Below are 25,906 nucleotides of genomic sequence, written 5' to 3' on the forward strand. Positions count from 1 at the left end.
CCGTCTCTGTGAGAGAATTTTAAATCACACCAAACACCAATAGTATGCTCTTCGCACCTAAAAACACCGCCACTCCCACAATAATACACCCAATGATATTCTGAATTATAGTATTCTTATACTTCCCTAAAATACTGGATTTATTCATTACCCACAATAAAAACCCCGCGATAATGGGCAACAGCAATCCATTGGTGATTTGAGCAAATTTGATAATTTCAATAGATTTAAATCCGATGGACGAAAACAAAACACCCAAACCCAAAATGAACATCCAAACCGCTCTAAACTGTTTAGATTTCATACTCGTTGACCAGCCCATACACCCAGTAGCTACGTAAGCCGCTGCCAAAGGCGCGGTAATGGCACTGGTGATTCCTGCTGCAAATAGGCCAATCGCCAAAAAATACTTAGCAAAACGACCAAATAAGGGTTCCAAGCCTTTGGCCAAATCGGCAGCACTAGAAATGTCCTGAGTGTCAATAGCAGCAGCCGAAATGATGATACTCATGGAAACAGTGCCGCCCAAAACGACAGCGATTATGGTATCCTTTCTTGCGTATTTTAAGTCGGATGCCTGATGCCATTTTTCTTTTACCAGCGAGGCATGTAAAAACAAATTATAAGGCACGACCGTGGTTCCAATCAACCCGATAATCGTCAGTAAATTTTCCTCCGAAACCTGAGGTACAAAAAGTCCGCTGAGAATATCTGAAAGATTTGGTTGTGTGATTATTGCAGTCACTAGAAAAGACATACTCATCAAAATGACCAACGATACTAAAACTCGCTCCAGAACTTTATAATTCCCCACATAAAGCACTGAAAAGGCTATAATTCCAACGATAACACTCAATACATTCAAATTAAAACCGGAAAAAATCACTGTAGGATTTCCGAAAATTGTTTCCATTCCCAAAACGCCGCCACTGATATTTCCAGCTTCATACGCTGCATTGCCAATAACAATTGCTGAGAGAATCAAAAGAATTGTAAGTCCTCTAAGTATCGGATTTTTAATTTCTGATCGAATAATTTCCGAAAGTCCCTTTTGTGAAATAAGGCCCAAGCGTGCGGACATTTCCTGGAGAACAACGGTTGCCATGATGGACAAGCCCATGGCCCAAAGTAAGGCAAACCCGAAATTGACACCAGCTAAAGTGCAGACGGTTACTGTTCCTGGCCCTATAAAAGCTGCGGCAACTAAAGGACCAGGACCAATATTTTTAAACCAGTTTTTAATCACGCGCTACAGTATTTAGCGCATAGATGGCAAAACTACCTAACCAGTGACCTCCTTCATAACTATCTCCCACAATACTTGGCAGGGAATAAAGAATGTGAGCGTTGGCAATATTTTTCAGATGTGCATATTCCGGCAAGTCTTTAGAAATCTCATATAAACTCCATGCTCTCGAAAAATTGACTCCGTCAAGATGCACCAATTTCCCATCGGTTCTGTCGCTTACCTTTCCAGTTTCCAAAGCAAAATTTCTGTCTTTTAATTGGGGAAGAAAATCAGATAACCAATTTTTAAACTCTTCTGCAGGAAGGATACGTTTCATCAAGGCAGCTTCTTCCAAACAAGGAGACAAGAAGTCAAAACCACTTGGCTCCCAGGTCAAAGGACAATTCGCATCTTTCAAATAAAAATCTTTTGATCGCTGCACGATTAAGGATTTTAGTGTTTCGTTCCCAACAGAATTCGCATAATCATAAGCAAACGACAATCCGAAGGCCGTATTGGGATGTTCCCCAACCCGAATGGGATATTTGAGCTTTGGTAAAAATTCGATGTATTTTTCGACCATTAAATCGGTTAAAGGTTGCAAATTGGATTCCAGCTCCCTTGCCAACGGCGCATCCCATGTATGGAGCTCTTCTGCAAGTTTCAATAGCCAAGCCCAACCATAAGTACGTTCGTAAGTAGCGTTGTGTTTTCCAAAAAAATAATCCACTTCAATTTGAATATTTTCTTTGGATATGTTTTGCAACAACATCTGCTCAATATCTGCCTTTTTATCGAGCTCTGGAAACTGCTTCAACAAGCTCACTAAGCTCCAATGACCATGTACCGAAGAATGCCAATCAAAACACCCATAAAATGCGGGATGAAGGGCTTTAGGAGATTTTAAATCGCCGGCACTGCCGATGGTTTGATTGAGTTTGTTGGGGTATTCAACTTGCACACAATTAATGGGTAATTCTGCTAAGCGATTGGCTTCTTCCAAATGTAAGGTTGGGGCTTCAACGTGTACAATTTCTGGTTTTTCTTCTGCTATGGGTTGTTCTTTTTCTTTGGAATTGTTGCAGGCAAAAAGGAGGAGAATTGGGATTAGGTATCTTAATGAGTGGATCATAGTGAGCGTATTGATTTTTATGTAATTAAAATTGTCTTTTTGATAATGAGATTAACTTTGTTGAACCTAAAGGTTTCCTGTCTTCACAGGAATTTGGTCAGACTTCGGTGTTGAATGGCACTTCTGATATGGACGCCACTCAAATATTCAACGTCTACTATATTGACAAAAATTCTTAACACTTTGAAAATTCCGTTACTGCCTCGATCGGAAAGACTCATATTTAAGGATTTGATTATAGGTGAACGATTTTTTTTATAGAATTAAAATTATCTTTTTGATCATGAGATTAACTTTGTTGAACCTAAAGGTTTCCTGCCTTCGCCTGTCTGCCGGACAGGCAGGCAGGAATTAGTCAGCCTAACCATCCTTCTCTGTCCAAACTTCGGTATTGAATGGCTTCACTGATATGGCCCCCATTCAAATCTTCAACACCTTCTAAATCAGCGATGGTTCTTGAAACTTTTAGGATCCTGTCGTAGGCTCGAGCCGAAAGATTTAAGCGTTCCATAGCTGTTTTTAAAAGATTCTTTGAGGCGTCGTCCATCACACAGTGCTGACGGATTTGTTTGCTGCTCATCTGCGCATTGTAATGAACATTTTCATTCGCTTCAAAGCGTTTGGTTTGTCGCTCTCGGGCCATGGTCACACGTTTTCTGATTTCGATGGAAGATTCGCCTTTACGCTCATCCGATAATTTCTCAAAAGGTACTGGCGTCACTTCAATATGAATATCGATACGGTCCAAGAGTGGCCCTGAAATCTTACTTAAATAACGCTGCATTTCTGCTGGCGAAGAGGTTACCGGGGCATTCGGATCATTGAAATAGCCACCCGGACTCGGATTCATACTCGCTACCAACATAAATGACGAGGGATAGGTGACCGTAAATTTTGCGCGTGAAATGGTCACCTCCCGATCTTCCAAAGGCTGGCGCATAACTTCCAAAACATCGCGTTTGAATTCAGGCAATTCGTCCAAAAACAGGACGCCATTATGAGATAGTGAAATCTCTCCGGGTTGCGGGTAACTCCCCCCACCAACAAGGGCGACGTTCGAAATTGTATGGTGAGGACTTCTAAACGGTCGTTGCGACATTAATCCCGTATTATCCTTGACACGTCCAGCTACCGAGTGGATTTTAGTGGTTTCCAATGCTTCGCGTATGGTCATGGGTGGCAAAATACTTGGCAAGCGCTTGGCCAACATGGTTTTTCCTGCGCCTGGAGGACCGATCAGAATGATATTATGTCCGCCAGCCGCCGCAATTTCCATACACCGTTTGATGGATTCCTGACCCTTCACATCCGAAAAATCAAATTCTGGAAAATCTAAACTTTTATAAAACTCTTCTTGAACATTAATGATGGTGCGCTCTAATGGCTCATTTTTATCAAAAAAATCGATGACCTGCTTAATGTTTTCAACACCATAAACCTCTAAGTCTGAAACGATGCCCGCTTCTTTCGCGTTCTGCATCGGAAGGATAAAACCTTTATAGCCTTCCTCCTGTGCTTTAATAGCTATGGGCAATGCACCTTTGATAGGTTGCAAATTGCCATCCAAGGACAATTCGCCCATAATCAAATACTCCTCTAAATTCTCGGCCTGAATCTGTCCAGTGGCGGCCAAAATCCCAATGGCCAAAGTCAAATCATAGCTGGAGCCTTCTTTGCGTAAATCGGCGGGAGACATGTTGATGATGATTTTCTTTCCAGGGATTTTATACCCGTTATTTTGAAGGGCCGCGGCAATCCGAAAATTACTTTCTTTTATGGCATTGTCCGGTAAGCCTACAAGGTGGTAGCCAACGCCGTTATCCACATTGACCTCAACGGTTATGGTTGTTGCCTCAACGCCAAAAACGGCACTTCCGAAAACTTTTTTGAGCATAGCAGGATTGGTTTGGTTAAATGTATGAAGAATGCCTCTAACTTCAAAGTCGAAAGTTTGAAGTGGGGTTCCTTCTTGTTGAAAACACCGAAATTGGCAGTCACTTATATACAACAAAAAGGAAAGATTCGTAACATTAGCCACTCGATTTCGGTTAAGAATATATTTCAAATACAAAAACTTAACCGCAAAGGAACGCAAGGAAAATCGCAAAGAATGCAAGGTTTCAAAAAACAAATAGAGTAAAGTAATACGAGCTTGGCGTAACCCTTCGTGACTTTTCCTTTAAAAAATATATCTTGTTAACTTTAGATTTTTCGATATTATATTTCCTACTGATTAGTTACTAAGATTCCAATTATCCCTAAATCTACTTATTCGGATCCAAAACCACCGAACTGTCAAAATCCAATCCCCATTGGATCCCAAAAAGCGCTACGGTTGACCCTTCGCTCCTAAAGTTTTTTCCGAAGCCACCGTTTATCGTAAAGGCCTCACTGATTTTATATCTGATGCTACCTATGGAGCGTTCTTCGTTATTGTTTTCTGAATCTCTTGCAATGTATTCATAGCCAAAAGACAGCTTATCCAATTCCAAAGCAATCTTAGCCCCGTAGTCGGTGGCATTTTCAATTCTTAAATCGCCAGAATCCGGATCTAGATTTAAGCCATCCCTAAGGTATCTGAATACGCCATAAACATGAACATGGCTTTGTTTTCCAATGGTTGGGGTATAAAATGCCAGATCGCCCGTGGCCCAAACACCCAGTCGTCCAAAGGCATCATCCATATCCTGACTTTTATCGCCCATAAAATGACTGTAAGCAACGGCCACATCCAACGCAAAAAATGGTTTTCGCTGCAGGGATTGCTCAAAATTTTGAACTATGGTCTGGTAACCTTCCAAGCTGGTGATGGCGGTGTTTATCTCCGATAGACTTAAACTTGGGTTTGCAAAGATCGCAATGACTTCAGGGCTTGACATAAATTGCTCATACGAAGTATATTGAGATTTAATATCGGCTAATTGATTTTTGGATTTAACCGACAACAACCGTGTTCTCGCACCAACTGAGACATAAGATTGTGGTACTTCAAAGACATCAAAGATACCGTTCATCAAGGCCAAAGAAACAGATGCTTTTTTCCAAGCATCTCCAAATATATTATAACGGGTATAATCATTGGCACTTATATGCTCTCCTTCAGGTTTATCTGTTTTAAGATTATTATATTTAAAGAAGTTCATCTTTTCTCGTTTCACATACCAATACGGTTGAAATTCCACAGCGTAATTGTTGTTTCCCAATCCGTCCTTACCATTTCCTGAAAATGCATTGATCGTCTGAATAGAAAATGCCTGGATATTGTCGGGGACAATAATATTGGAAGGTGCAATATCCATTAATACAAAAGCTGGAGAATTTGGAGGCGCGAGGTTTTTCAGCCCAACTGTCGGACTCGTATCCGATTGTGCAACCAATATCGATGTTACCAGAAGACTCAAAAATTTTAAATAGTACATAGGTCTCGTTTTAAGTTAGTTCAATAACACTCTCTAAAACACAGGTTTTTGTCTCATAAAATGCTTTCAATTTAAATGGCATAATGTAAGGGCCATCATCGCCGCCATTGACACTAGACTCATAAGTGTCTTCCACTTGTTTTATGGCTAGGTTAAAAGTTTTCTCATCGGGGAACTTATTAAAAAACCTCAAAAAAGTAAGAACCCTAAAAACCGTTCCATTCACAGGATTTCCACTGTCCAATTGTTTCCAGCCTGTTTTTTGGGTGGGGTCAAAAGGTGGAATGGAACTATAAAAAGCTTTGTCGTTAATAGAATGATATAAAAATGCATAGCTCATGGGTATGGCTTCAGTTTGAATTGCCACTTTTAGTTTTATGGGAGCGTTTGTCCCTACATGATAAGACTCCATATTTCTATTTCTTTTGTGATTTATGATTATAGGATTTTAGTACATCATCAATTACAGATTCCAAATCATGGTCATCCTTAATGCTATTGATCCAGTTTGAGGTGTCCATATTATCTAAAAAGGAATTCAATGCTTGTCTCACTTCTTGCTTATTGGCAGTTGGTAAAGTTTCTATCACAGCTTCCAAGTTAGCGAGCAATTGGATTGGGGTAACTTTGTCTTCACTTAGTTTAAAAGCGATTTTAGCAGTCATGTCCAGAAATTTTAAATAGTTGACTATGGTCGTAATGGGTTCTGTAATTTTCAGTCGTTGAAAGACTTCCTTTGTAAATCCTCTGGTCTGTGGACCGGAAATACCGTCGATAATTACTGATTTCCCATAGATATACTTTAGTACCATCTGAAGGTAAAGGGTTTCTGATTTTGAAGATTCGTGATAATCGACCGAAACGCTCGTATCTAAATGCCAATGGTCTGCATGATTTGGATAGAGATGGTTCAGGACAATTCCGAAGTGTTTCCGAAGGATGGATTCGATACCCAAATAGAGCAATTTTTGGTGGACAAAGTTTAAGGTGACCAATGTTTTATCCTTCCAAAATATGGCATCCAAATCGAAGGCCTGGCCGTGGCCATGCTGTCCCGATTTTGCAACAAAAATCCCTGCAGTTGTTATGGCTTCAGGCGGCCCCAAAGGACAGAGCGTAAAGACTTCATCAAAAGCGCTTTCAAGAACCTTTAAAAATTTATTCTCTATCATAAAATTGCGCTGTTCGCCAATGGTTCCGTAAGGATGACTGGTCAATCTGGCATAATGTAACGGTATGCCGTTAATGGAATTAATTGATTTCATGGTCGATCGGTTTTAGTTTTTAATTCAGCTTTTATTTCCTCAATCTGATCGGTAATTAGTTCGCTTCGGATCACGCGATCATAATACATAATCGTGCTTTTACTTAAATGTCTGGCCAAAGTAGGTTCGTAAGTCTGCCAAACAGTACCGTTGTCGTCAATCTGCTTTTTCACCTTCGCATTTTCATGATCCAAAAAATAGTTGAGCTCTATAATTTGATCACGATCGGTCAATTTTCCTCCCAAAAAGCCTTCTACTTCTTTTAATTCAATCTGAAAAGGCAGATAGATAGGAATATAACTGACCAAGGGATTCTTGCTCCAATCGGTTAGGAAATCACTTAAATAATTCGGGATTTTATCTAAGTTCAAACCTGTTTTAAGATCAGCCACTATATTATCCTGTTCCTTTTCTTCAATTATAAAGTGATCTACATCCTTCTCTTTTTTAAATTTCTGAATGAGATGCCAGATATAATTGTCCCGTCCGTTTATAATTTCAACAAATACTTTTTTGGTGGTATTCAATGTGGAATCCTTAAGCAAATAATTATGCAAGTCTATAGAACTTAAAAGTCCACTATTGTCAATGGCGCCAGCATCAATATAATGTCCGTAATTCTTGATTTTTGCTGCAGGACTGAGCGCAGGAAACCTATTGGTCGACGATACGGCTTCATAAAAGGCAATAGCGCCATTATGCAGTTGCGATAAGTTGTCTGAATTATAAAATAAGGTGGAATCCTTTGGGTATTTCACCGAATAGAAGACCCCTCGCCTACCATTGGTTTTGGCTGTATTGATAATTAACGAGGGAAAGTATTGATTTTTATTATCGAAAATATTGGTTTTCCAATAGGCATTGAACGATACAGAGTCCAAGGTCATCGTTGTTTTGTTCTCTAAAGTATTTCGGTAGGTCACCATTGAGTAATAGGATCGATCGCGATATTTTCCCAATTTGTTGAAAGGGAACAATTTTCTAAACCCATCAAAACCAAAAGTCAAGGCTAAATCCTTAGAGGCAAAATTTTCTGTGGCCACTTCATTTATTTTCGCTTCTATGGCTTCAAAATTGCCAGTGTATTCACCTGCCAAAACCGAATATAGAGAGAGTCCCATCATACCTCCTGAAGCTCCAGAAAACGAAATCGTCTGATTAAGAAATTCACCTTCCGTTTTCATCTGTATTTCGTTCAAAACCTTCATGGTCCAGATGTTTGCCTTTAACCCGCCCCCATGTGCGGCAACAAAAAACAAAGGTTTTTGGGTGCGTTCCCTGAGTTTTAATTTAAACGCGTCCATATCCATGAGTTTCTCGTTCTTAACATTTTGGTACACTTGAAGTTCATGGATGGCACTTTCTGAGTTTAATGAAATAATGCCTAAAACAATGACCAGCATTGTAATTACTGAAGCGACCAAACGTCTGCGCTTAGAGAAGGATTTTTGTTCCGTGAGAGGAACCAGATGATGTCTGTTTTCTTTTTTTACACCTGATGTATATAAGTAACTTTTGGTTGTGACATGAGGAATTTTTTCCAGGTCTTCTTTCTGCGTATTGAAAATTGACAACATAAAATAGTATTTCACCAAACATGCCAATACATAATAGAAAATAAAGAGATAACTCAACAATATCAACATAGCGTTGGCTTGTTTCCAAGCGAAATAGACAGCAAGATTGCTATACACTAAAAACAGGAAAACCACAATGGCGAAAACAAAATAATACCTCAAATAACCAACACTACTGCTCAAGGCATTTAACTTGTAATATACCGTGATGACCTGCACTCTAAACACCCTGAATAAGATATACATCACTGCCAATAAAAATGTAAATACCTGAAGCAACCAATAGCCTGTATAGCTGAACTTTAAAGTGATGACCAAAATAAAGACATAAAGAATCACTATACAGATACTCAACAAGAGTGCTGTGACACCTAAAGTGGTGAATTTCCTTTTTTCGGCTTTTGCTTTTTTAACTTCTTCCTCGTCATCTTCAACATCAACTATTTTATCTTGATAATCATCAAACTTATCCAACAATACAATTAAAAGAATTGCTGGAATAAGGATAAACAAAAGTGACATACCCTGAATAAACCCAATATTGTAGTCACTAAAAACCAGCTTTGGATAAAAGGTTTGGTAAATATAATAATGCCAAATGATAAAAATAATCAAGCCCAAACAATGTCTGAAAAATTTTGCCTTATAATCCTGTTTATAACTTCTATCTATTTTTGAGAAAATAAAAATAGGATACCCCAACCATTTATAGGCGTACCATTGGTGGTCGTCACGACTATCGTTAATGTTTTCGGCATAGTAGATATAGCGAGGATAGTGAGACAGTACAGAGGCAAAAACAGAAATCAGGATAAAACAACAGATCAATGACACCTTATCATGCTCTATCATATCCACCAATAATGTATTGGCCTGTTCCATGGCCTGAACCAAGAGCAAGATGATGCCAAGAAAGAGAAGACTCAGATATGAAGACTTACCAAATTTCCCAAAGGCAGAAATAATATTGTCGACAAAATTAAGAAGGCGAAGTGCTAATTTTCCTATATTGTTTAGAAACATAATAGCTTGTTTAAAATTACTACTCTTGTGGGAATCAAGAATTAAATTTTAATTAATCATTAGGGAAGTCATAACTCTAATCTACGAAAAAATCAGTTTAAAACTATCTATTTCACTAATTATTATCCGCATATATGAATGATATTCAAAATGATAGATCAATCAAGGACCTCGTGACAAGCCCTCTAAGCATGGATAGAAAGTTGTCTTTTTGGGCTTGGCAAGCCTCAGGGTATTAAAACCATTGGTGGCAATAAAAACATTTAATAACACTGTAACATATAAAATTAATAGGTGAACAAAACAATTTGAAACCGCTATAAATTTATATCTTAGATGCACTAATCAACTTTCAAATGAACCTTACCAAACGCATTGGTTTTCTCTTCGGCCCTTTGGCTTTTATCCTGATTTTATTGTTTTTTAAACCTGAAGGCCTTTCGGAAGAAGGCAGGGCCGTATTGGCATCCACCGCCTGGGTGGCCATCTGGTGGATTACAGAAGCGATTCCTATTGCTGTTACCGCCTTATTGCCCATCGTGCTTTTTCCTTTGTCTGGCGGATTGGATCTGGGAACGACAACAGCATCTTTCGGACATAAATATATTTTCTTGTACATAGGCGGGTTTATCATTGCCATTGCCATTGAAAAATGGAATCTCCATAGGCGAATTGCACTCAATATCATCAATTTTATAGGTTCTGACATTAAGAAGATCATTCTCGGATTTATGGTAGCCACGGCATTTTTGAGCATGTGGATTTCCAATACGGCGACTGCTGTGATGATGTTGCCGATTGGCATCGCCATCATCACTCAACTTAAGGACAATCCAAATACTGTTGAAAACGAAACCAATTTATTTGGAAAGGCCTTAATGCTCGCCATAGCCTACAGTGCATCCATTGGTGGGATTGCCACATTGATTGGCACACCACCAAACTTAGTTTTGGCTGGGGTAGTCTCGAATATTTATGATTATGAAATCTCCTTTTTGCAATGGTTCATGTTTGGCTTTCCTATTTCAGTCGTGTTACTTTTTATTTGTTGGAAATATTTGACCACTTATGCCTTTAGTTTTAAACAGAAGGAATTCCCAGGAGGCAAAGCAGAAATCAAGCGTTTAATGTCATTGCTTGGTAAAATAAGTTATGAAGAGAAAATGGTAGCTGTTGTTTTTGGCACAACGGCCTTCTTTTGGATCACCCGTTCGTTCTTGTTTGATAAGTTAATTCCAAAATTGGATGACACGATCATTGCGATAATTTTTGCAATTGTCCTATTTCTAATCCCGGCAAAAAATAAAAAACAAAACTTGATGACCTGGGAGGACGCTGTAAAACTACCTTGGGGTATTCTCTTGCTATTCGGAGGAGGCTTGGCAATTGCTAGCGGATTTGAATCGAGTGGATTGGCTGTTTGGATAGGAAATCAGATGACTACTTTTGCAGGCATGACCACTATTATTCTCATCCTCTTGCTCATTGCGGCAGTTAACTTTTTAACAGAAATAACTTCTAATACGGCCACAACAGCCATGCTATTACCAGTCCTGGCGCCAATGGCAGTGATTGTAGATATCCACCCCTTCATTTTGATGGTTGCCGCTGCCGGAGCTGCATCTTGCGCGTTTATGCTACCTGTGGCAACGCCTCCAAACGCTGTGGTTTTTGGGTCTGGATATTTGCGAATTCCAGATATGGTAAGCAAAGGGTTTATTATGAATCTAATTTCAATTGTTGTTTTGACCCTGTTTGTATATTTTCTATTACCGATGCTATGGGATTTGACGGTGGAAGGTTTTCCGGAGGCTTTGAAGATAGTTGAATAGGACGCTGATATAACTGATTATCATTGATTTTTTGTGGATAAAAACTTAACAATAATTTCTAAAAATAACTTTGCGACTTTAAGCTTTTGCGTCTCTGCGATAATTGATCGCTGGGAACACAGATGTAACTGATTATCACTGATTCTTTTTCTTTAAACTGAAAGTCCTTACTTTGTAGCTCGTAACACCCATTATTTCCAGCAGATTCCGCAGATTCCGCAGATCTCGTAGCGCGCTAATTCCCTCAATTCTCCTTAAAACAACCTATAACCCTTTTTCCCTTACCAATCCACTAATTCCTAATAGCTAATCCCCAATGTCATACCTAATGCCTCATACCTAATGCCTAATTCCCAAAATCTCTGTGCAACAACCTATACGTCCATTTTTCAATAGAGACTTTAAGTTGATCTTCACTTATTTCGTATTTTCCTTCACAAACTCCAAAGCTCTTTTCTCATTATAATACACGCCACCACGATTAATAAACCCAACGTGACCTCCATGCTTCGGCATTTCCAAATAGAGATTCGGATTGTTTTTTGCAGCTTTTACAGGGAAACATTCTGGAGTTAAAAACGAGTCGTTGAGTGCATTTATAATTAAGGATGGCACTTTTATATTAGGCAAAAACTGGAGACAGCTGCTTTTTTCGTAGTAGTCCAAGGCGTTTTTGAATCCGTGGGCTCTTGAAGTGTACACCTCGTCAAAATCGTTTAAGGTTTTTATAGAATCCACTTCCGCTTCTGATATTTGGTCTGGAAATTGGCTTTGCTTGACTCTTAAGCTATTCACCAATCTCTTTTTAAATCGGTCGTGGAAAGGTCTATTTATAAAACTGTGCAATTGCTTTGCGGAATGCTGCAAACTACAAGGCACTGAAATTCCAATACAGGCTTTTATTTGAGATGGCACATCATCGCGCTCTCCTAAGTATTTCAAGGCTAAATTTCCACCTAAGCTGATGCCATATAAATAGATTTCAGCATAGTTTTTATCTTTAATAGCATGCATTATAATGGTATGTAAATCTTCAGTTGCCCCTGAATGGTAGGCGTAATATTTCCGGTTGGGTTCGCCACTACAGCCTCTAAAATTAACACTGATGGCATCAATCCCATTCTTGTTGAATAATTTTGCGGTTCCCGTGAGATAAGGTCGCTGGGCATGACCTTCCAATCCACTGAGTAGAATGATGACTTTTTCAGATTTTTTCTGGGCATAGCTCCAATCCAAATCGATGAAATCGCCATCTGCCAATTCCAAGCGTTCGCGCGTTTGTTCTAAATTGACTTTTCTGAATAATCCTGAATAGACTGTAGCGACAAAACTTTTACGGAAATAAAAGGGTGGTTTGAATATGGAATCGAGGATGGGCATTTCTTAGTTGTATGTTGTTGGTTATTACACAGAGTTACGCGGAGAAAACACAGAGATACACGGAGTTTTTATTTAATTTCTACTTCGTGCCTTTTGTGACTTCTTGGTGTCTTTTGTGGAATAGCTCCAAATTATAAGTTTTAAGTATAATCGAAATAGCGTTCTGAGTCATCTGCGTGAGATCTCATCAAAATTATGCAATTTATATTAGACAAGCTATTACACAAAAATTTGCAAAGAAAACACAAAGTTACTCAAAGTAGCATTTAATCAATTTCTACGCTAGTGAACTTAAAATCCTTTCCATTGAATAATCCTTTATCGCTGAGTTTCAACGCTGGAATCACTAAAAGCGCCATAAAAGACAAGGTCATATAAGGTGCCTTTAAAGTACTGCCCAATTCTTTGGCCATATGATCGAGTGCAGCATATTGCTTTCCTACGGTTTTACCATCTTGATCGCTCATAATTCCGGCAACTGGCAATGGTAAGATCTGTTCCTCAGAATCAGAAACGGCGCAAATACCGCCTTTGTTTTCGATGAGCAAGTTGACGGCTTTACAAATGGCCTCGTCGGAAGCTCCCACAGCAATTATATTGTGCGAGTCATGACCAACAGAACTAGCAATCGCCCCAGTTTTCAATCCGAAATTTTTGATGAATGCGATGGCCGGCGGTTGATTTTGATAGCGATTGACCACTGTCATTTTTAGAATATCATTTTCTACGTTTGAAACTAAATTACCATCTTTAATCGAACTACTTACCATAATTTCGTTGGTCACCAATTGACCTTCCATGGCTTCAATCACACGGATATTCTTAGAGGTGGATTCAAACCTAAAATCGCTCACGTCCTTTTTAGACGTGTTGAAATTATTAAGATTTTTAAAAGATACTCTTCCAATCAAAGAGGCACCCTCATCAAAAACCAATTGACCATCACTATAGGTTTGTATGGTTTTAAATGTTTTTAAATCCTCAACCACAATGAAGTCTGCGGCATCTCCAACGTTTAATGTACCAACATCCAAATCATAATGTTTTACGGGATTGATACAGGCCACTTGTAAAACTTTGAAGATGTCCATATCTTTTGCGACCGCTCTCGCACAAAGGTGATTAATATGATGCAATAGCAAATCGTCAGGATGTTTATCATCACTGCAAAACATCATATTTTCAAAATGCTGCGGCAGCAAATCAATCAAGACTTCAAAGTTTTTGGCAGCACTACCCTCTCTGATCAGGATTTTCATACCTTTTTGAAGCTTTTCAAGGCCTTCTTCATAAGTAAAACACTCATGATCTGTAGTAATGCCTGCATTGATGTATTTAGTAATGTCATCTCCCAAAACTCCTGGCGCGTGACCATCCACGGGTTTGTTAAAATGTTTCGCCCATTCGAGTTTCTTCATCACTTCGGGATCATCAAATAGAACTCCTGGGTAATTCATCATTTCTGCCAAGTATTTGATCTCTGGATTTTCAAGAAGCTTTCTGATCCCTTCAGAATCGATAGTGGCTCCAGCCGATTCAAATGCTGTCGCCGGAACACATGAAGGTGCTCCGAAATTGAATTTAAATGGCACTTTCTTTCCATTATCAATCATAAATTCGACGCCTTCAATGCCAAGCACATTCGCTATTTCATGTGGATCTGAAACGGTGGCCACAGTACCATGTTTGACTGCTAAACGAGCAAATTCGCTGGGCACCAACATGGAGCTTTCAATATGGATATGTGCATCTATAAAACCTGGAAGAATGAAATGGTTAAGCTCATGATCTGTTTCTTCAATACTGCGGATTTTTCCATTTTGTATCGTGATTTCTCCTTTGAAAATCCGTCTGTTATATATATCGACTATTTGACCTTGTAACTTCATTTAGTGTACTTCTATTTTTAAAATAGTTGTTGTATTATCTGTAACTTTGAATCGCTCATCGGGACGTCTTCCGATCACCCAAACCACATCATCGCCAGAAAAAAGGATCCAAACATTTTCCTTATCTATCAATGAGAGTTTTTCATCCTTAAAATACTTGCTCAATTTCTTTTTGCCTTTCATTCCAAGAGGATAGAACAAATCGCCCTCGATCCACTTCCTTATGGATAAGGGATATTTGAGTTGATCGGCATCAACAAATATCCTATTTTTTGAGGTTTCTGAAATGGCATCCACTTCATTAAAAGTCAACCTGCCAAAAGCTGTTGTGATTTCTTTATCCTCTTTTTGAACAGAAATTGGATGATCGTCAGATTCAGAATTCAATTCGCTCAACAACAAAAACTCGCGATCTTTTAATATTCTGTGAGTTGGAGAAAACACTTGTTTTCCAGATTGCGCATTCAATAAATTGACGACATCATCCCAAGCAGTAAAATTAAAATCTTTTAGGAGCTGATATAGATATGCTTTGGGATTGGACAACTTTTTCAATTTTCGGATATCCAATTTGATCTGATCGTCGTCTACCGTCACAATCTTTTTCTGGATTTTTACGACCGCATCGTCTATGAGATCCTGACTGTCCTGCAGATTGGAAATCGTGGTTTGAAAATTTTGAAGCAACTGGGGATTCATCTGTTTCAAAATCGGAATAACATCATGTCGTAACTTATTTCTCAAATATTTTGTGGACGCATTCGTGGCATCCTCTCGCCAGTCAATTTGCTTCTTTTGCGCGTAGGTTTCCAAAGTTTCTCTTGAAAATGGCAATAAAGGCCTCACGATTTTATCGGATACTTCAGGAATTCCGGTTAAACCTTCCAAGCCCGTACCTCTTGTCAAATTAATCAAAAACGTTTCGAGATTGTCATCGGCATGATGCGCGGTGAGAATATAATCAAAATCCAATTGCTCTGCCAATTCAAAAAACCAAGTATAGCGGAGCTCCCGTGCCGCCATCTGAATGGAAATCCCCTGCTCTTTGGCATAGGTTTCCGTTTCAAAACTTTCTACAAAAACGTCCAATTCCAGATCTTCCGCCAACGCTAACACAAATTCCTCATCGGCATCACTTTCAGTAGCCCTCAAATTAAAATTACAGTGTGCCAATGACACCTTTAACTTTAACTGATGACATAAATGCGTCAAAACAACACTGTCCAAGCCTCCAGAAATAGCCAAGAGCAGTCGGCTGCCGTGGAGCATGTCTAAATTCTTATCAAGATGTTTCTGGAAAGTTTGTAACATTATTCAAATTGTATAGTATCGAGCATTTTATAGAGTTCTTGCTGATCTTCAGGATTATCATAAGAAAGTACCATTGAAATGGCAAAACCATTGCGTAAGGTTACAAAATAGTCTTGCGTTAAATTATAATCTTGATTAAAGATTTCCATACCTATAAATTGTTTGCCTCCAATAGTTTTAGTGTACGGTTCTTTTTCATAAATCAGCTTGAGTGAGGTTTGGTCAAGAAGTTCACGTGCTGCGACCATATAGTCTCTTGGAGTTTTTACATTTGGAAAACTTTTTAAGTTTTCAGCATTGATGATCAAAGAAGCATTACCACCCGTAACGGATCCAACTGGAAACTTAAAAATTGAAAATAAATCGGCTACATTGATTTGAGATGCCTGCAACGTATTTTTTAAATTTTGATTATTTCCAGCCATAGTATTTCGGCTGTTTTCGCTCATTTGATGCATTTGCTCTTTTGTCTGAACACTCCATTGGTCGTTAAATGCCAATTCGAAATTGAAGAATTTGTTATCATAAACCCCGTTTTCTATTTTACCATAATCGAAGTTTTCAGGAATTTTAACGTCGTCCTTACAAGACAATAATAGCAGCACAGCACAACAACTCAGGATGATTTTTTTCATAAGTTCAAAATATACTCAATACTAAATATAACTAATTTTCAAGCACTTCTCGCATGGCTTTCGCTTTTATCAAACACTCCTCATATTCTTTTAAAGGGTCACTCTTGGCGGTAATGGCGCCACCTACGGAATAGGACACATAGTTGTTTTGCGCATTGTATAGGATACTTCTGATGACGACGTTAAAATCAAAATCACCGGTCGGACTAAAATAACCGATGGCACCAGAATAGAGTCCGCGTTTGGTTTCTTCAAGATCTTCAATAATTTTCATTGCAGAAATTTTAGGCGCACCTGTCATGCTTCCCATAGGGAACGTAGATCTTATAATGGTTACAGGAGGTGTTTTTTCTCCAACCACAGATGTGATGGTCGAAATCAATTGATGCACCTGCTCAAAACTATAAACTTCACATAATTCTTCAACCTCGACACTGCCCTTAATGGCGGTTTGTGAGAGATCATTCCGTACCAAATCCACAATCATAATATTTTCACTGCGTTCCTTCTGATTGCTTTTGAGCTCCTCTTTGAGATGTTCATCCTCTATTGGATCTGTTGAACGCTGAGCTGTTCCTTTTATAGGTTGTGAAATCACCATTGTGCCTTCCTTTTGCAAATAGCGCTCGGGAGATGCCGATAATGCATAATAATGCTGATTTTTAAAAAACGTAGCAAATGGCGCTTTTGAGATACTGTTCAGCTTTTGATAGGTTTCCAACGGATCAATTTGCGTGTCTTCAGCATAAAACTCCTGACAAAAATTAGCTTCATAAATATCGCCTCTATGGATGTGCGCCAACATCTTATTGACCTTTTCAGAATATTGGTCCTTGGTCAATCTTAGTTTTATGTTGATTTTTTCTGAAACAAGATCAACTTTATTCTTTGTCCATTGTTCTATTTCTTTAAGATCAGACTCAAATTCGTCATCCACCATTTTCAAGTAGTGCATTTCAATAACATCCTCTTTAATCAGAAAAATTTTCTTCGGTTGAAAAAAGAATAATTCAGGAAAGTTTAAGCCGTCAAAGTGATTGGAGTGTAAATCTTCAAGGTCATTTTTTAAATCGTAAGTCAAATAGCCAAAAATCCAATCCTTGGTCACGCTTTGATACTCGTGCAGTTTATCGAATGCCTGATGGCTATCTGTAGTGATCCCTGTAAATGCATCTACAGCCAAAACCGCATCATAGCTGCCATGTTTTTGAAAATGCTTATTGGAATCCAACCAAACAACTTCTTCAAATTGTTGGCTCCATTGCAAAAGCTGGGTCTTAAAATTAGGGGATTGGATGGTATAGGTGTGCTGTGTTCTCAAGGCTAAATTTTCCGAGGTAAAGTTAATGAGATTCTACAAACTAATTAAGAACTTTGTATTTTAGTTAAAAATAGCAAATCCATGTTTACATTAAAGAATTCATTTCTGGAAATAGCCATCCATCCTGTAGGCGCAGAATTACAAAAAGTTTCAGCTGTGAAAAATGGCTTAGAATTTATGTGGGATGGCAATCCTGAAATTTGGAGTGGGCATGCACCCAATTTATTTCCAATTGTGGGCGAATTGAAGGATGGTAGATTTACCTATGAAAACAAAACCTATCACCTATCAAGACACGGTTTTGCAAGACGCAACGACGCTTTTGAATTAACTGAACAAAGTGAAAACCTCTTGAGTTTTAAATTGACATATTCTGAAGAAACGCTACTCAATTATCCGTTTAAATTTGAGTTTTTGGTGAGATACTCATTGGTTAAAAATCAAATTAAAATCACCTATACCGTTAAAAATATAGATGATAAATCCATTTATTTTTCGGTCGGTGGACATCCAGCATTTAAGTGTCCTTTATATCCTGGGGAATCTTATGAGGACTACAGTTTGCAATTTGAACATGCTGAAACTTCCCCTACGCATTTACTGAATATAAATACAGGGCTATTCACATCGGAAACAGAAACTGTTTTTAAAACATCAGATACGATTCCGCTACATGCACATCTCTTTGATAGGGACGCGTTGGTTTTCAAAGATTTAATATCGAAAAACGTTGCATTGATTAGCAAAAATCATGGTGAAATTTTAAATTTTGGATTCGAGGATTTTCCTTTTTTAGGAATTTGGGCAAAACCGAATGCCAACTTTGTTTGTATTGAACCATGGCAAGGCTTAGCTGATTCTGAGGATAGCAATTATGTATTTAAAGACAAAGAAGGTATCGTGGCTTTAGGAAAAAACAAGACCTACAGCGCATCTTACAGCATTGAAATACACGATAGGCATTTAGTATAAGTTGTTTATTAGTTTTAACTTTGGCGAGAATAAAGGTGGGTTGTCGGTTGTCGGTTGTCGGTTGTCCGTTGTCGGTTGTCCGTTGTCGGTTGTCCGTTGTCGGTTGTCGGTTTGAAATAAAATCATACGCTCTATCAAATTAAAAGTTATAACCCATCAATAATTTAACATAAAAAAAACATCAAACACCTTGAGCTTTAAAAACCTTAATTTAAACACCCCGTTATATAACGCCTTAGACGATTTAGGTTTTACCTCGCCTACCCCAATTCAGGAACAAGCATTTAATGTAGTAGCTTCTGGAAAAGATGTGGTGGGTATTGCACAGACTGGTACGGGCAAGACGTACGCCTATATGTTGCCCATTCTTAAAAACTTGCCGTTTTCCAAGCAGGACAATCCGCGAGTGATGGTTTTAGTGCCAACACGTGAATTGGTCGTGCAAGTGGTTGAGGAGATTGAAAAGCTAACCAAATATATCAATGTGAGAGTGCTTGGTATTTATGGTGGGGTCAACATCAACACTCAAAGACAGGCTGTTGCACAGGGGTTGGATATTATTGTGGCCACCCCCGGTCGTTTATTTGATTTGGCGGTGAGCCATGTATTACCATTAAAGTCCATTCAGAAAATGGTGATCGACGAAGTGGATGTCATGCTCGATTTGGGATTTAGGTACCAACTTTTAAATATTTTCGATATTCTTCCGGAACGTCGTCAGAACATTATGTTCTCGGCAACGATGACCGATGATGTGGACGCATTGATCACTGATTTTTTCACCGAACCAGAAAAAATTACTATTGCAGTTTCAGGGACACCTTTAGAAAACATCAATCAAGGGCGTTATAATGTGCCCAATTTTTATTCTAAAGTAAATCTTTTGGAGCATTTGCTCAGCGATAAGGAAACTTTCAACAAAGTCTTGATTTTTGTCGCCTTTAAAAAAATGGCGGATTTATTATTCGACAAAATTGAAGAGCTTTTCCCTACTGAAAGTTGCGTCATCCATTCGAACAAAACTCAAAATTACAGATTGCGGAGTATCGAGCAATTCCGAGAAGGTAAAAATCGCATCTTGATTGCTACGGATGTTATGGCCCGCGGACTCGATATTGACCACATTAGTCACGTCATCAATTTTGACACGCCACACTTTCCAGAAAACTATATGCATCGTATTGGACGTACTGGTCGTGCGGAACGTGAGGGACAAGCTCTATTGTTTTCAACAGAAGCTGAACAAGAGTGGGTCATCGCTATTGAGGAGTTGATGCAAATGGAAATCCCGTTAAAAGAAATTCCTGATGCTGTATCACTTTCAACAGAATTGATTGAAGAAGAGCGTCCGCAGAACAAGGAGCACTATAACCCCATAAAAAGACGTGATGAAGATCTTCCAGGTCCTGCCTTTCATGAGAAAAAAGAGAAAAACAAAAAGGTCAATCAAGGAGGTTCCTACAAAAGAGACATCGCGAAGAAATATAAAAAACCTAAATCAAGAGGTGACAAAAATTTCAATAAACGAAATAAGAAAAAATAGCTATAGAATTATGAGATCGATATTTGTTTTTGTTTTTACAGCAGTCCTGCTTTTTAACTCCAATAGTTACGCCACTAAAAAATGGGGTCCCACCGGACATCGCGTTGTAGGCGCAATCGCAGATCAGCATACCAATAATAAAACAAAACGTCATCTCAAAAAAATATTAAATCATCAATCTCTGGCATTGGTATCTACTTTTGGTGATGAAATCAAAGCAGATCCACGCTATAAGGAATTTGAAACATGGCATTACGTGAACATGTCCTTTGACGAAAATTATGAATCGTCCAAAAAAAACCCAAAAGGCGATTTAGTAACCGGAATTGCCTATTGCAAAAAAGTCATTAAGGACGATAATGCTTCTGATGCCGACAAAACCTTTTATTTAAAGATGCTGATTCATTTGCTGGGCGATTTGCACCAACCTTTACATATTGGTCGTGAAGAAGATCGAGGTGGCAACGATATCAAAGTAAAATGGCATTATAAAGATACCAATCTTCATCGCGTATGGGATAGTCAAATGATTGAATCTTATAATATGAGTTATAGCGAACTGGCTAAAAACGCTGAATTTTTATCAAAAAAGCAAGTTAAGTTTCTTCAACAAGGTTCTGTTATTGATTGGGTCAACGACACTCAAAAATTAGCAAATCATGTGTATGCATCCGTCCAAGAAGATGAAAACTTGGGCTATGCTTATTCCTATAAGTTTCTGAACGTTGCAAGAGATCAAATGCAAATCGCAGGGATTAGATTAGCGAAGATCTTGAATGATTTATTTTGATACAAGAAGAAGATTTTAAAATTAACATTTAGTAACTGCCATAGATTATTTTCTGTTTTTTATCGCAGTTGCCGAACTAACACCCAAAATTACATTTCCAGGAATTTACACGTTTAACCTAAGCCCTTGATTTTTTATTTCAGTTGAAATTGCTGAGCTTTTTGAAGCATCTCGTCTCTTTTCTCGTACACTATTGATTTTAATACATCAATTTTTTAATATTCTTCATATATCCTCTACTCACCCTAACTACATCTCCATTTTCCATGGTGATATCGTAGCTTTTAGTGTACTTACTCAGTTCTTTGACCTTATTGAGATTGACAATTGAAGAACGATGTACCCTAATAAAAACAGAATCATCCAACTTCTCTTCGAGCGTAGAAATTCCATAATTACTTAAATAAGTGTCATCCGTGACTACTAATTTAGAATAATCGCCATAAGCTTCAATTCTGATCACATCTTCAACAGCAATAGTCACAAGTTTATTCTGCTTTTGAACCAAAATACGTTCAGGATATTTAGACGTTTCTATAAGTAAGCTTTCTGCTAAAGGTCGTGCTCTGTTGTTTTCAGAAGACTTTGATAAGCGCTCTATCGCAACTTTAAATCTTTCTTTAGTATAAGGTTTTAACAAATAATCAACCGCATGTACATCAAAAGCCTTTAGGGCATATTGGTCGTAGGCAGTGGAAAAAATAATCTGAGGCAATTCCTCTAAATGCTTTAGAACATCAAAACCCGTCATTCCAGGCATCTGAATGTCCAAAAACACTAGATCAGGTTTAAATTCGTTGATAATCTTTACGGCATCTACCCCATTATTCGCTTCTCCCAATAGAATTAACTCCATGAAGTCTTCAAGATATTCCTTAATTAACTTTCTTCCTGCAGATTCATCATCAACAATAATTACTTTTTTCATAGCTCAAAACTCACCTTTAATCCCTGTGGTTCATTATCATTTAATTGTAATGTGCTTTGATACATCTTTTCCAATCGCAAACGCGTATTGTTCAAACCAACACCCTTATCAAAAACATCACTTTTATCTTTTATTCCAACACCAGTATCTGAGATTTCAAACATCAGTTTGTTATTTACTTTATGAATGCCAATAAAAATCTTTCCACCATCAATCAAAGAAGATAAGCCATGTTTTACAGAGTTCTCTACCAAAGGTTGCAGCAACATTGGTGGCACCATATCATTCAAGATGGCCTCTTCAACATCAATTTCAATTTCCAAACGCTCTTGAAAGCGTTCTTTTTCTAAATCGAGATATTTTTTCACAAAATCCAATTCATCTTTTAGAGGCACTAATTCTGTTTGCGATGCTTTAAGTTGATACCGAAACAAATCTGATAATTCAGCAATCATATGTCTTGTTTTTTCGTTTTCAGAAGGTACTGATGCACTTATGGTATTGAAAATGTTATATAAAAAATGTGGATTCAATTGGGCTTTTATTGCGGATAATTCACTTTTTAATGCTGCATTTCTAAGCTCACCTTCCAGTTTTATTTTCTTTTGATTTTCTTTAAAATATCGGTAGGCAAAAAGGCAACCAAACTGAATCATCATAAATAATGAAGGAATATACCAATCCCAAATAGTACCTGCGCCTCTAAATCTATCAGCACCAATTGAATCCATAAAGGCATAGCGTCCCTCCCTGATAAAATAAACTACGATAGGAATCAAGATGACGACAACAGCAATCTGTAAAATGGTCTTTTTGTTTTTCAGCATGTAAATGGCCAAGAACCAAATCAAAAGGGAGGCAAAAAAATAAAATAAATATTGCATTCCAGAATCCAACCAATACCCTTTCAAATCTGCCCAGCCAAAAATCCCGTCACGCTCATAACCTCCGCTGTAGGCCCACAAAACGAGGCGATACAACAACGAGAAAAACACGTAAAATAAAACACCAATTAAGATTTCCTTTTTGGTCACGTTTTTCATTGATTGTAAATTTTATTAGGGGTTAAATATAAACCTTATCGACGCATTTTAAAACATAAAAGAGACGAGTGGACTTATGGCTCGACCAATCGTCCAAGCCTATTTAACTCTTAATTGTCCAACTCATCGGAATAGACGTGCATACCTTAAGCAGTCTCTTCATATTTGCATCGAATTAAAAAAAAATCAAATGAAAACACTTGTAACTATAGCTGTATTATTAATTGTTAATTTATGTGTCTCACAGCATATTATCGATGGAAAAGTCTTGGACGAAGAACATAATCCTGTCAATGCAGGTGTTCTGTCTTTACTGACTTTTGAAAACGGAACTTTCGTAAAAGCAGTAATAAGCAATGAAAACGGAACTTTTAAAATAGATAATATTGCCAATGGCAATTACAAGTTATTCATTACTTCTTTGGGCTTTAAAGATTATACCTCAAAAAAGTTTACTATTTCAGATAACAACAAAACATTGGACGCTTTTATTATTGAAGCCAATTCCGAAGCTTTGGATGAAGTGACTATTAAAGCCGAAAAACCAATGGTGCAGGTATTAGCTGATAAAATGGTTTTCAATGTGCAAAAATCCATCAGTATTGCTGGTGAATCCGGTTTTGAACTGCTTCGAAAAGCACCTGGAGTTCTGATAGACAATAACGAAAATTTAATTGTAGAAGGGAAAGCAGGCGTTTTGATCTATATTGATGATAAGCCATCCATGTTGCGTGGTGAAGATTTGGTCAACTATCTAAAAACCATTCAGGCTACCGATGTTGATGCGATTGAGATTATCACACAACCGTCCTCTAAATATGATTCTGAGGGAAATGCCGGAATCATCAACATCAAATTTAAACGGGATAAAACCTTGGGGACTAACGGTAGTTTGGCTTCTGGCGTTACTATTGGTGATTTCGCGACGTTTAATAATTCAATCTCCTTAAATAATCGCAACAAAAAAACCAGTTTGTACGGCTCCTATAGTAACCGATTTGGCGAAACCACAAGATACATGAATCTTTATAGGCTGCAGAACAACACTATTTTCGATTCTAAAACTAACAGTAATTACAATGTGAATAATAACAATCTACGTCTGGGATTTGACTATTTCGCAACTTCAAAGTCAACTTTTGGAATCATTTTAACCGGGAACTTTAGTGACAACGAAAATACAAGTAAGTCGAGAACTCCTATTATTCCAGAAGGCAATACCAATCCCACCTCCGTGTTGGTTGCAGGCACTGATTCCCATTCAAAAACGTCAAATTTGTACGGCAATCTTAACTATAAATTGAAACTTGATAATAATACAAGTTTTAATGTGGATTTGGATTATGGCAAGTACACCCAAGACAGGACCAACCTTCAGCCAAACCGTTACTTCAACGGAGCCGAAACAGAAGTGATAAGCGAATCCATCAACTTTATGGATACGCCAATAACGATTGATATTGTTACCGCAAAAATAGATTATGAACAAGATTTCTTAAATGGGAAACTTTCACTGGGTGCAAAATATTCTAAAATTGTAACGGACAATAAGTTTGATTTTTTTGATAGAATCAATGGAGAGGACATCATCAATGTAAATCGAACCAATACGTTTAAATATGATGAAAACATCAATGCGGCTTATGTGAACTTCAACAGAACCTATGAGAAATTCAATTTCCAAGCAGGCTTGCGTGTGGAGCAAACCAATTCAGATGGTATTTTGAAAAGCTTACAGGAAGACCAAAATGCCCAAGTAGATCGTAGTTACATTGATTTTTTTCCAAGTGGCGGCATAACCTATCAGCACAATCGGACGAATTCTTTTGCCTTAATCTATAGTAAAAGAGTACAAAGACCTAATTACCAAAGTTTAAACCCTTTTGAATATCAAGTGGATGAACTTACATTCTTAAGGGGCAATCCATTTTTACAGCCTCAATATACGGACAATATAAAATTTTCACACACTTATAACTACAGATTGAACACCTCTTTAAGCTACAGTTTTGTGAAGGGTTTTTCAGCACAAGTCACTGAAGCCGTAGGCGATGACCAGAACTTTATGAGTCCTAGAAATGTGGCCAATCAGAAGGTCATTAACCTCGGGATTTCTTATCCTACAAAATTCAACGATTGGTGGAGCATCTATTTTACCGCCAATGCATCCAGAAGTATTTATGAGGCCACAAATGAAGACTTTTTATCAACTGAGCAAAACACTTTAAGTCTCTTTGCGCAAAACACCTTTAAAATTACCAAAAGTTTTAATGCTGAAGTTTCAGGTTGGTATAGTTCGCCTGCCATTTGGAGTGGAACTTATAAAATTAAGAGTTTAGGAGCATTAAACATTGCGTTCCAAAAGAAGTTTTTTGACGATAAACTTTCAGCAAAATTAGGGTTTAATGACATCCTATACACGTCATCATGGCGCGGTACAACTCAGTTTGGTGATTTAAGAATTGATGGTAGTGGCGGAAGCGACAGCAGACAGGTTCAATTTAACCTCGCCTATAATTTTGGTGGAAGTGACATTAAAAAAGCTAGAAGTAGAGATACAGGAATAGAGGAGGAAAAGAATAGATTGTAACTTTTGAAATCTTACAAGTCATTGTTAA

General features: G+C 38.0%; 20 protein-coding genes. 5 read left to right on the forward strand and 15 right to left on the reverse strand.

Going from position 1 to position 25,906, the window contains the following annotated elements:
* Window positions 1-19 precede the first annotated feature (19 nt).
* The 8 genes from J4051_RS08045 to J4051_RS08080 all read right to left on the reverse strand — a co-directional run bounded on the left by J4051_RS08045 (window position 20) and on the right by J4051_RS08080 (window position 9,644).
* A complete protein-coding gene (locus tag J4051_RS08045) occupies window positions 20-1,246 on the reverse strand; it encodes an Nramp family divalent metal transporter (RefSeq protein WP_208233357.1) in 1,227 nt (408 codons plus the stop codon).
* The gene (locus J4051_RS08050; protein ID WP_208233358.1) at window positions 1,239-2,360 is read right to left on the reverse strand and encodes a DUF2891 domain-containing protein; all 1,122 of its coding nucleotides are present in this window, start codon (window positions 2,358-2,360) and stop codon (window positions 1,239-1,241) included. Before J4051_RS08050 ends, J4051_RS08045 begins: the two co-directional genes overlap by 8 nt.
* 83 nt (window positions 2,361-2,443) lie before the next feature.
* The gene (locus tag J4051_RS08055) at window positions 2,444-2,581 is read right to left on the reverse strand and encodes a hypothetical protein (RefSeq protein WP_208233359.1); all 138 of its coding nucleotides are present in this window, start codon (window positions 2,579-2,581) and stop codon (window positions 2,444-2,446) included.
* 134 nt (window positions 2,582-2,715) lie between these two features.
* Window positions 2,716-4,254: a YifB family Mg chelatase-like AAA ATPase gene (locus J4051_RS08060; protein WP_208233360.1), complete on the reverse strand. Its 1,539-nt coding sequence runs from the start codon at window positions 4,252-4,254 to the stop codon at window positions 2,716-2,718.
* Window positions 4,255-4,624: 370 nt separating this feature from the next.
* On the reverse strand, window positions 4,625-5,779 hold the full coding sequence (locus J4051_RS08065; RefSeq protein WP_208233361.1) for a hypothetical protein: 1,155 nt from the start codon (window positions 5,777-5,779) through the stop codon (window positions 4,625-4,627).
* A 10-nt stretch (window positions 5,780-5,789) separates the two neighbouring features.
* Window positions 5,790-6,191, reverse strand: a complete 402-nt coding sequence (locus tag J4051_RS08070; protein ID WP_208233362.1) for a hypothetical protein — start codon at window positions 6,189-6,191, stop codon at window positions 5,790-5,792.
* Between the two features lie 4 nt (window positions 6,192-6,195).
* The gene (locus J4051_RS08075) at window positions 6,196-7,044 is read right to left on the reverse strand and encodes a hypothetical protein (RefSeq protein WP_208233363.1); all 849 of its coding nucleotides are present in this window, start codon (window positions 7,042-7,044) and stop codon (window positions 6,196-6,198) included.
* A complete protein-coding gene (locus tag J4051_RS08080; RefSeq protein ID WP_208233364.1) occupies window positions 7,041-9,644 on the reverse strand; it encodes a hypothetical protein in 2,604 nt (867 codons plus the stop codon). The genes J4051_RS08075 and J4051_RS08080 overlap by 4 nt, the downstream gene beginning before the upstream one ends.
* A 356-nt stretch (window positions 9,645-10,000) precedes the next feature.
* On the opposite strand from J4051_RS08080, the gene J4051_RS08085 reads away from it, so the two are divergent.
* Window positions 10,001-11,476 (forward strand): SLC13 family permease, encoded by a 1,476-nt coding sequence (locus J4051_RS08085; RefSeq protein WP_208233365.1) that lies wholly within the window; start codon window positions 10,001-10,003, stop codon window positions 11,474-11,476.
* Window positions 11,477-11,893: 417 nt separating this feature from the next.
* Here J4051_RS08085 and J4051_RS08090 read toward each other — a convergent pair whose 3' ends face one another.
* From J4051_RS08090 to pabB, 5 genes are all read right to left on the reverse strand, one after another.
* Window positions 11,894-12,856, reverse strand: coding sequence for a YheT family hydrolase (locus J4051_RS08090; protein WP_208233366.1), 963 nt, complete (start codon window positions 12,854-12,856; stop codon window positions 11,894-11,896).
* A gap of 266 nt (window positions 12,857-13,122) precedes the next feature.
* Window positions 13,123-14,745 carry an adenine deaminase gene (gene ade, locus J4051_RS08095; protein ID WP_208233367.1) on the reverse strand — a complete coding sequence of 541 codons (1,623 nt, stop codon included), beginning with the start codon at window positions 14,743-14,745 and terminating at the stop codon, window positions 13,123-13,125.
* Entirely contained in the window at window positions 14,746-16,056 is a 1,311-nt protein-coding gene (gene tilS, locus J4051_RS08100; RefSeq protein ID WP_208233368.1) for a tRNA lysidine(34) synthetase TilS, read from the reverse strand. It lies immediately after the preceding gene.
* On the reverse strand, window positions 16,056-16,691 hold the full coding sequence (locus J4051_RS08105; protein ID WP_208233369.1) for a hypothetical protein: 636 nt from the start codon (window positions 16,689-16,691) through the stop codon (window positions 16,056-16,058). The genes tilS and J4051_RS08105 overlap by 1 nt, the downstream gene beginning before the upstream one ends.
* A gap of 31 nt (window positions 16,692-16,722) precedes the next feature.
* A complete protein-coding gene (gene pabB, locus J4051_RS08110) occupies window positions 16,723-18,012 on the reverse strand; it encodes an aminodeoxychorismate synthase component I (protein ID WP_208233370.1) in 1,290 nt (429 codons plus the stop codon).
* Between the two features lie 81 nt (window positions 18,013-18,093).
* Between pabB and J4051_RS08115 the strand changes: the two genes are divergently transcribed.
* The 3 genes from J4051_RS08115 (at window position 18,094) to J4051_RS08125 (ending at window position 21,317) form a co-directional block, all read left to right on the forward strand.
* On the forward strand, window positions 18,094-18,984 hold the full coding sequence (locus tag J4051_RS08115) for an aldose 1-epimerase family protein (RefSeq protein ID WP_208233371.1): 891 nt from the start codon (window positions 18,094-18,096) through the stop codon (window positions 18,982-18,984).
* Window positions 18,985-19,174: 190 nt separating this feature from the next.
* Entirely contained in the window at window positions 19,175-20,527 is a 1,353-nt protein-coding gene (locus tag J4051_RS08120; protein ID WP_208233372.1) for a DEAD/DEAH box helicase, read from the forward strand.
* A gap of 10 nt (window positions 20,528-20,537) precedes the next feature.
* Entirely contained in the window at window positions 20,538-21,317 is a 780-nt protein-coding gene (locus J4051_RS08125; RefSeq protein ID WP_208233373.1) for a S1/P1 nuclease, read from the forward strand.
* 199 nt (window positions 21,318-21,516) lie between these two features.
* On the opposite strand, the gene J4051_RS08130 is transcribed toward J4051_RS08125, so the two are convergent.
* Complete coding sequence (locus tag J4051_RS08130) at window positions 21,517-22,245, reverse strand: LytR/AlgR family response regulator transcription factor (RefSeq protein WP_208233374.1); 729 nt, start codon at window positions 22,243-22,245, stop codon at window positions 21,517-21,519.
* Window positions 22,242-23,288 carry a sensor histidine kinase gene (locus J4051_RS08135; protein ID WP_208233375.1) on the reverse strand — a complete coding sequence of 349 codons (1,047 nt, stop codon included), beginning with the start codon at window positions 23,286-23,288 and terminating at the stop codon, window positions 22,242-22,244. Before J4051_RS08135 ends, J4051_RS08130 begins: the two co-directional genes overlap by 4 nt.
* A gap of 190 nt (window positions 23,289-23,478) precedes the next feature.
* On the opposite strand from J4051_RS08135, the gene J4051_RS08140 reads away from it, so the two are divergent.
* Window positions 23,479-25,878 (forward strand): outer membrane beta-barrel family protein, encoded by a 2,400-nt coding sequence (locus tag J4051_RS08140; RefSeq protein ID WP_208233376.1) that lies wholly within the window; start codon window positions 23,479-23,481, stop codon window positions 25,876-25,878.
* Window positions 25,879-25,906 lie beyond the last annotated feature (28 nt).

This window comes from Gelidibacter pelagius (assembly GCF_017581925.1).
In the GTDB taxonomy this organism is placed as follows: Bacteria; Bacteroidota; Bacteroidia; order Flavobacteriales; family Flavobacteriaceae; genus Gelidibacter; species Gelidibacter pelagius.

What these genes read in the sequence shown, in the direction of transcription:
- J4051_RS08055 (WP_208233359.1), bottom strand. Translation starts at nt 2,581, where the DNA reads ATGAGTCTTTCCGATCGAGGCAGTAACGGAATTTTCAAAGTGTTAAGA.
- J4051_RS08065 (WP_208233361.1), bottom strand. Translation starts at nt 5,779, where the DNA reads ATGTACTATTTAAAATTTTTGAGTCTTCTGGTAACATCGATATTGGTT.
- J4051_RS08060 (WP_208233360.1), bottom strand. Translation starts at nt 4,254, where the DNA reads ATGCTCAAAAAAGTTTTCGGAAGTGCCGTTTTTGGCGTTGAGGCAACA.
- J4051_RS08105 (WP_208233369.1), bottom strand. Translation starts at nt 16,691, where the DNA reads ATGAAAAAAATCATCCTGAGTTGTTGTGCTGTGCTGCTATTATTGTCT.
- J4051_RS08085 (WP_208233365.1), top strand. Translation starts at nt 10,001, where the DNA reads ATGAACCTTACCAAACGCATTGGTTTTCTCTTCGGCCCTTTGGCTTTT.
- J4051_RS08080 (WP_208233364.1), bottom strand. Translation starts at nt 9,644, where the DNA reads ATGTTTCTAAACAATATAGGAAAATTAGCACTTCGCCTTCTTAATTTT.
- J4051_RS08090 (WP_208233366.1), bottom strand. Translation starts at nt 12,856, where the DNA reads ATGCCCATCCTCGATTCCATATTCAAACCACCCTTTTATTTCCGTAAA.
- tilS (WP_208233368.1), bottom strand. Translation starts at nt 16,056, where the DNA reads ATGTTACAAACTTTCCAGAAACATCTTGATAAGAATTTAGACATGCTC.
- ade (WP_208233367.1), bottom strand. Translation starts at nt 14,745, where the DNA reads ATGAAGTTACAAGGTCAAATAGTCGATATATATAACAGACGGATTTTC.
- J4051_RS08075 (WP_208233363.1), bottom strand. Translation starts at nt 7,044, where the DNA reads ATGAAATCAATTAATTCCATTAACGGCATACCGTTACATTATGCCAGA.
- J4051_RS08050 (WP_208233358.1), bottom strand. Translation starts at nt 2,360, where the DNA reads ATGATCCACTCATTAAGATACCTAATCCCAATTCTCCTCCTTTTTGCC.
- J4051_RS08070 (WP_208233362.1), bottom strand. Translation starts at nt 6,191, where the DNA reads ATGGAGTCTTATCATGTAGGGACAAACGCTCCCATAAAACTAAAAGTG.
- J4051_RS08140 (WP_208233376.1), top strand. Translation starts at nt 23,479, where the DNA reads ATGAAAACACTTGTAACTATAGCTGTATTATTAATTGTTAATTTATGT.
- J4051_RS08130 (WP_208233374.1), bottom strand. Translation starts at nt 22,245, where the DNA reads ATGAAAAAAGTAATTATTGTTGATGATGAATCTGCAGGAAGAAAGTTA.
- J4051_RS08135 (WP_208233375.1), bottom strand. Translation starts at nt 23,288, where the DNA reads ATGAAAAACGTGACCAAAAAGGAAATCTTAATTGGTGTTTTATTTTAC.
- J4051_RS08115 (WP_208233371.1), top strand. Translation starts at nt 18,094, where the DNA reads ATGTTTACATTAAAGAATTCATTTCTGGAAATAGCCATCCATCCTGTA.
- J4051_RS08125 (WP_208233373.1), top strand. Translation starts at nt 20,538, where the DNA reads ATGAGATCGATATTTGTTTTTGTTTTTACAGCAGTCCTGCTTTTTAAC.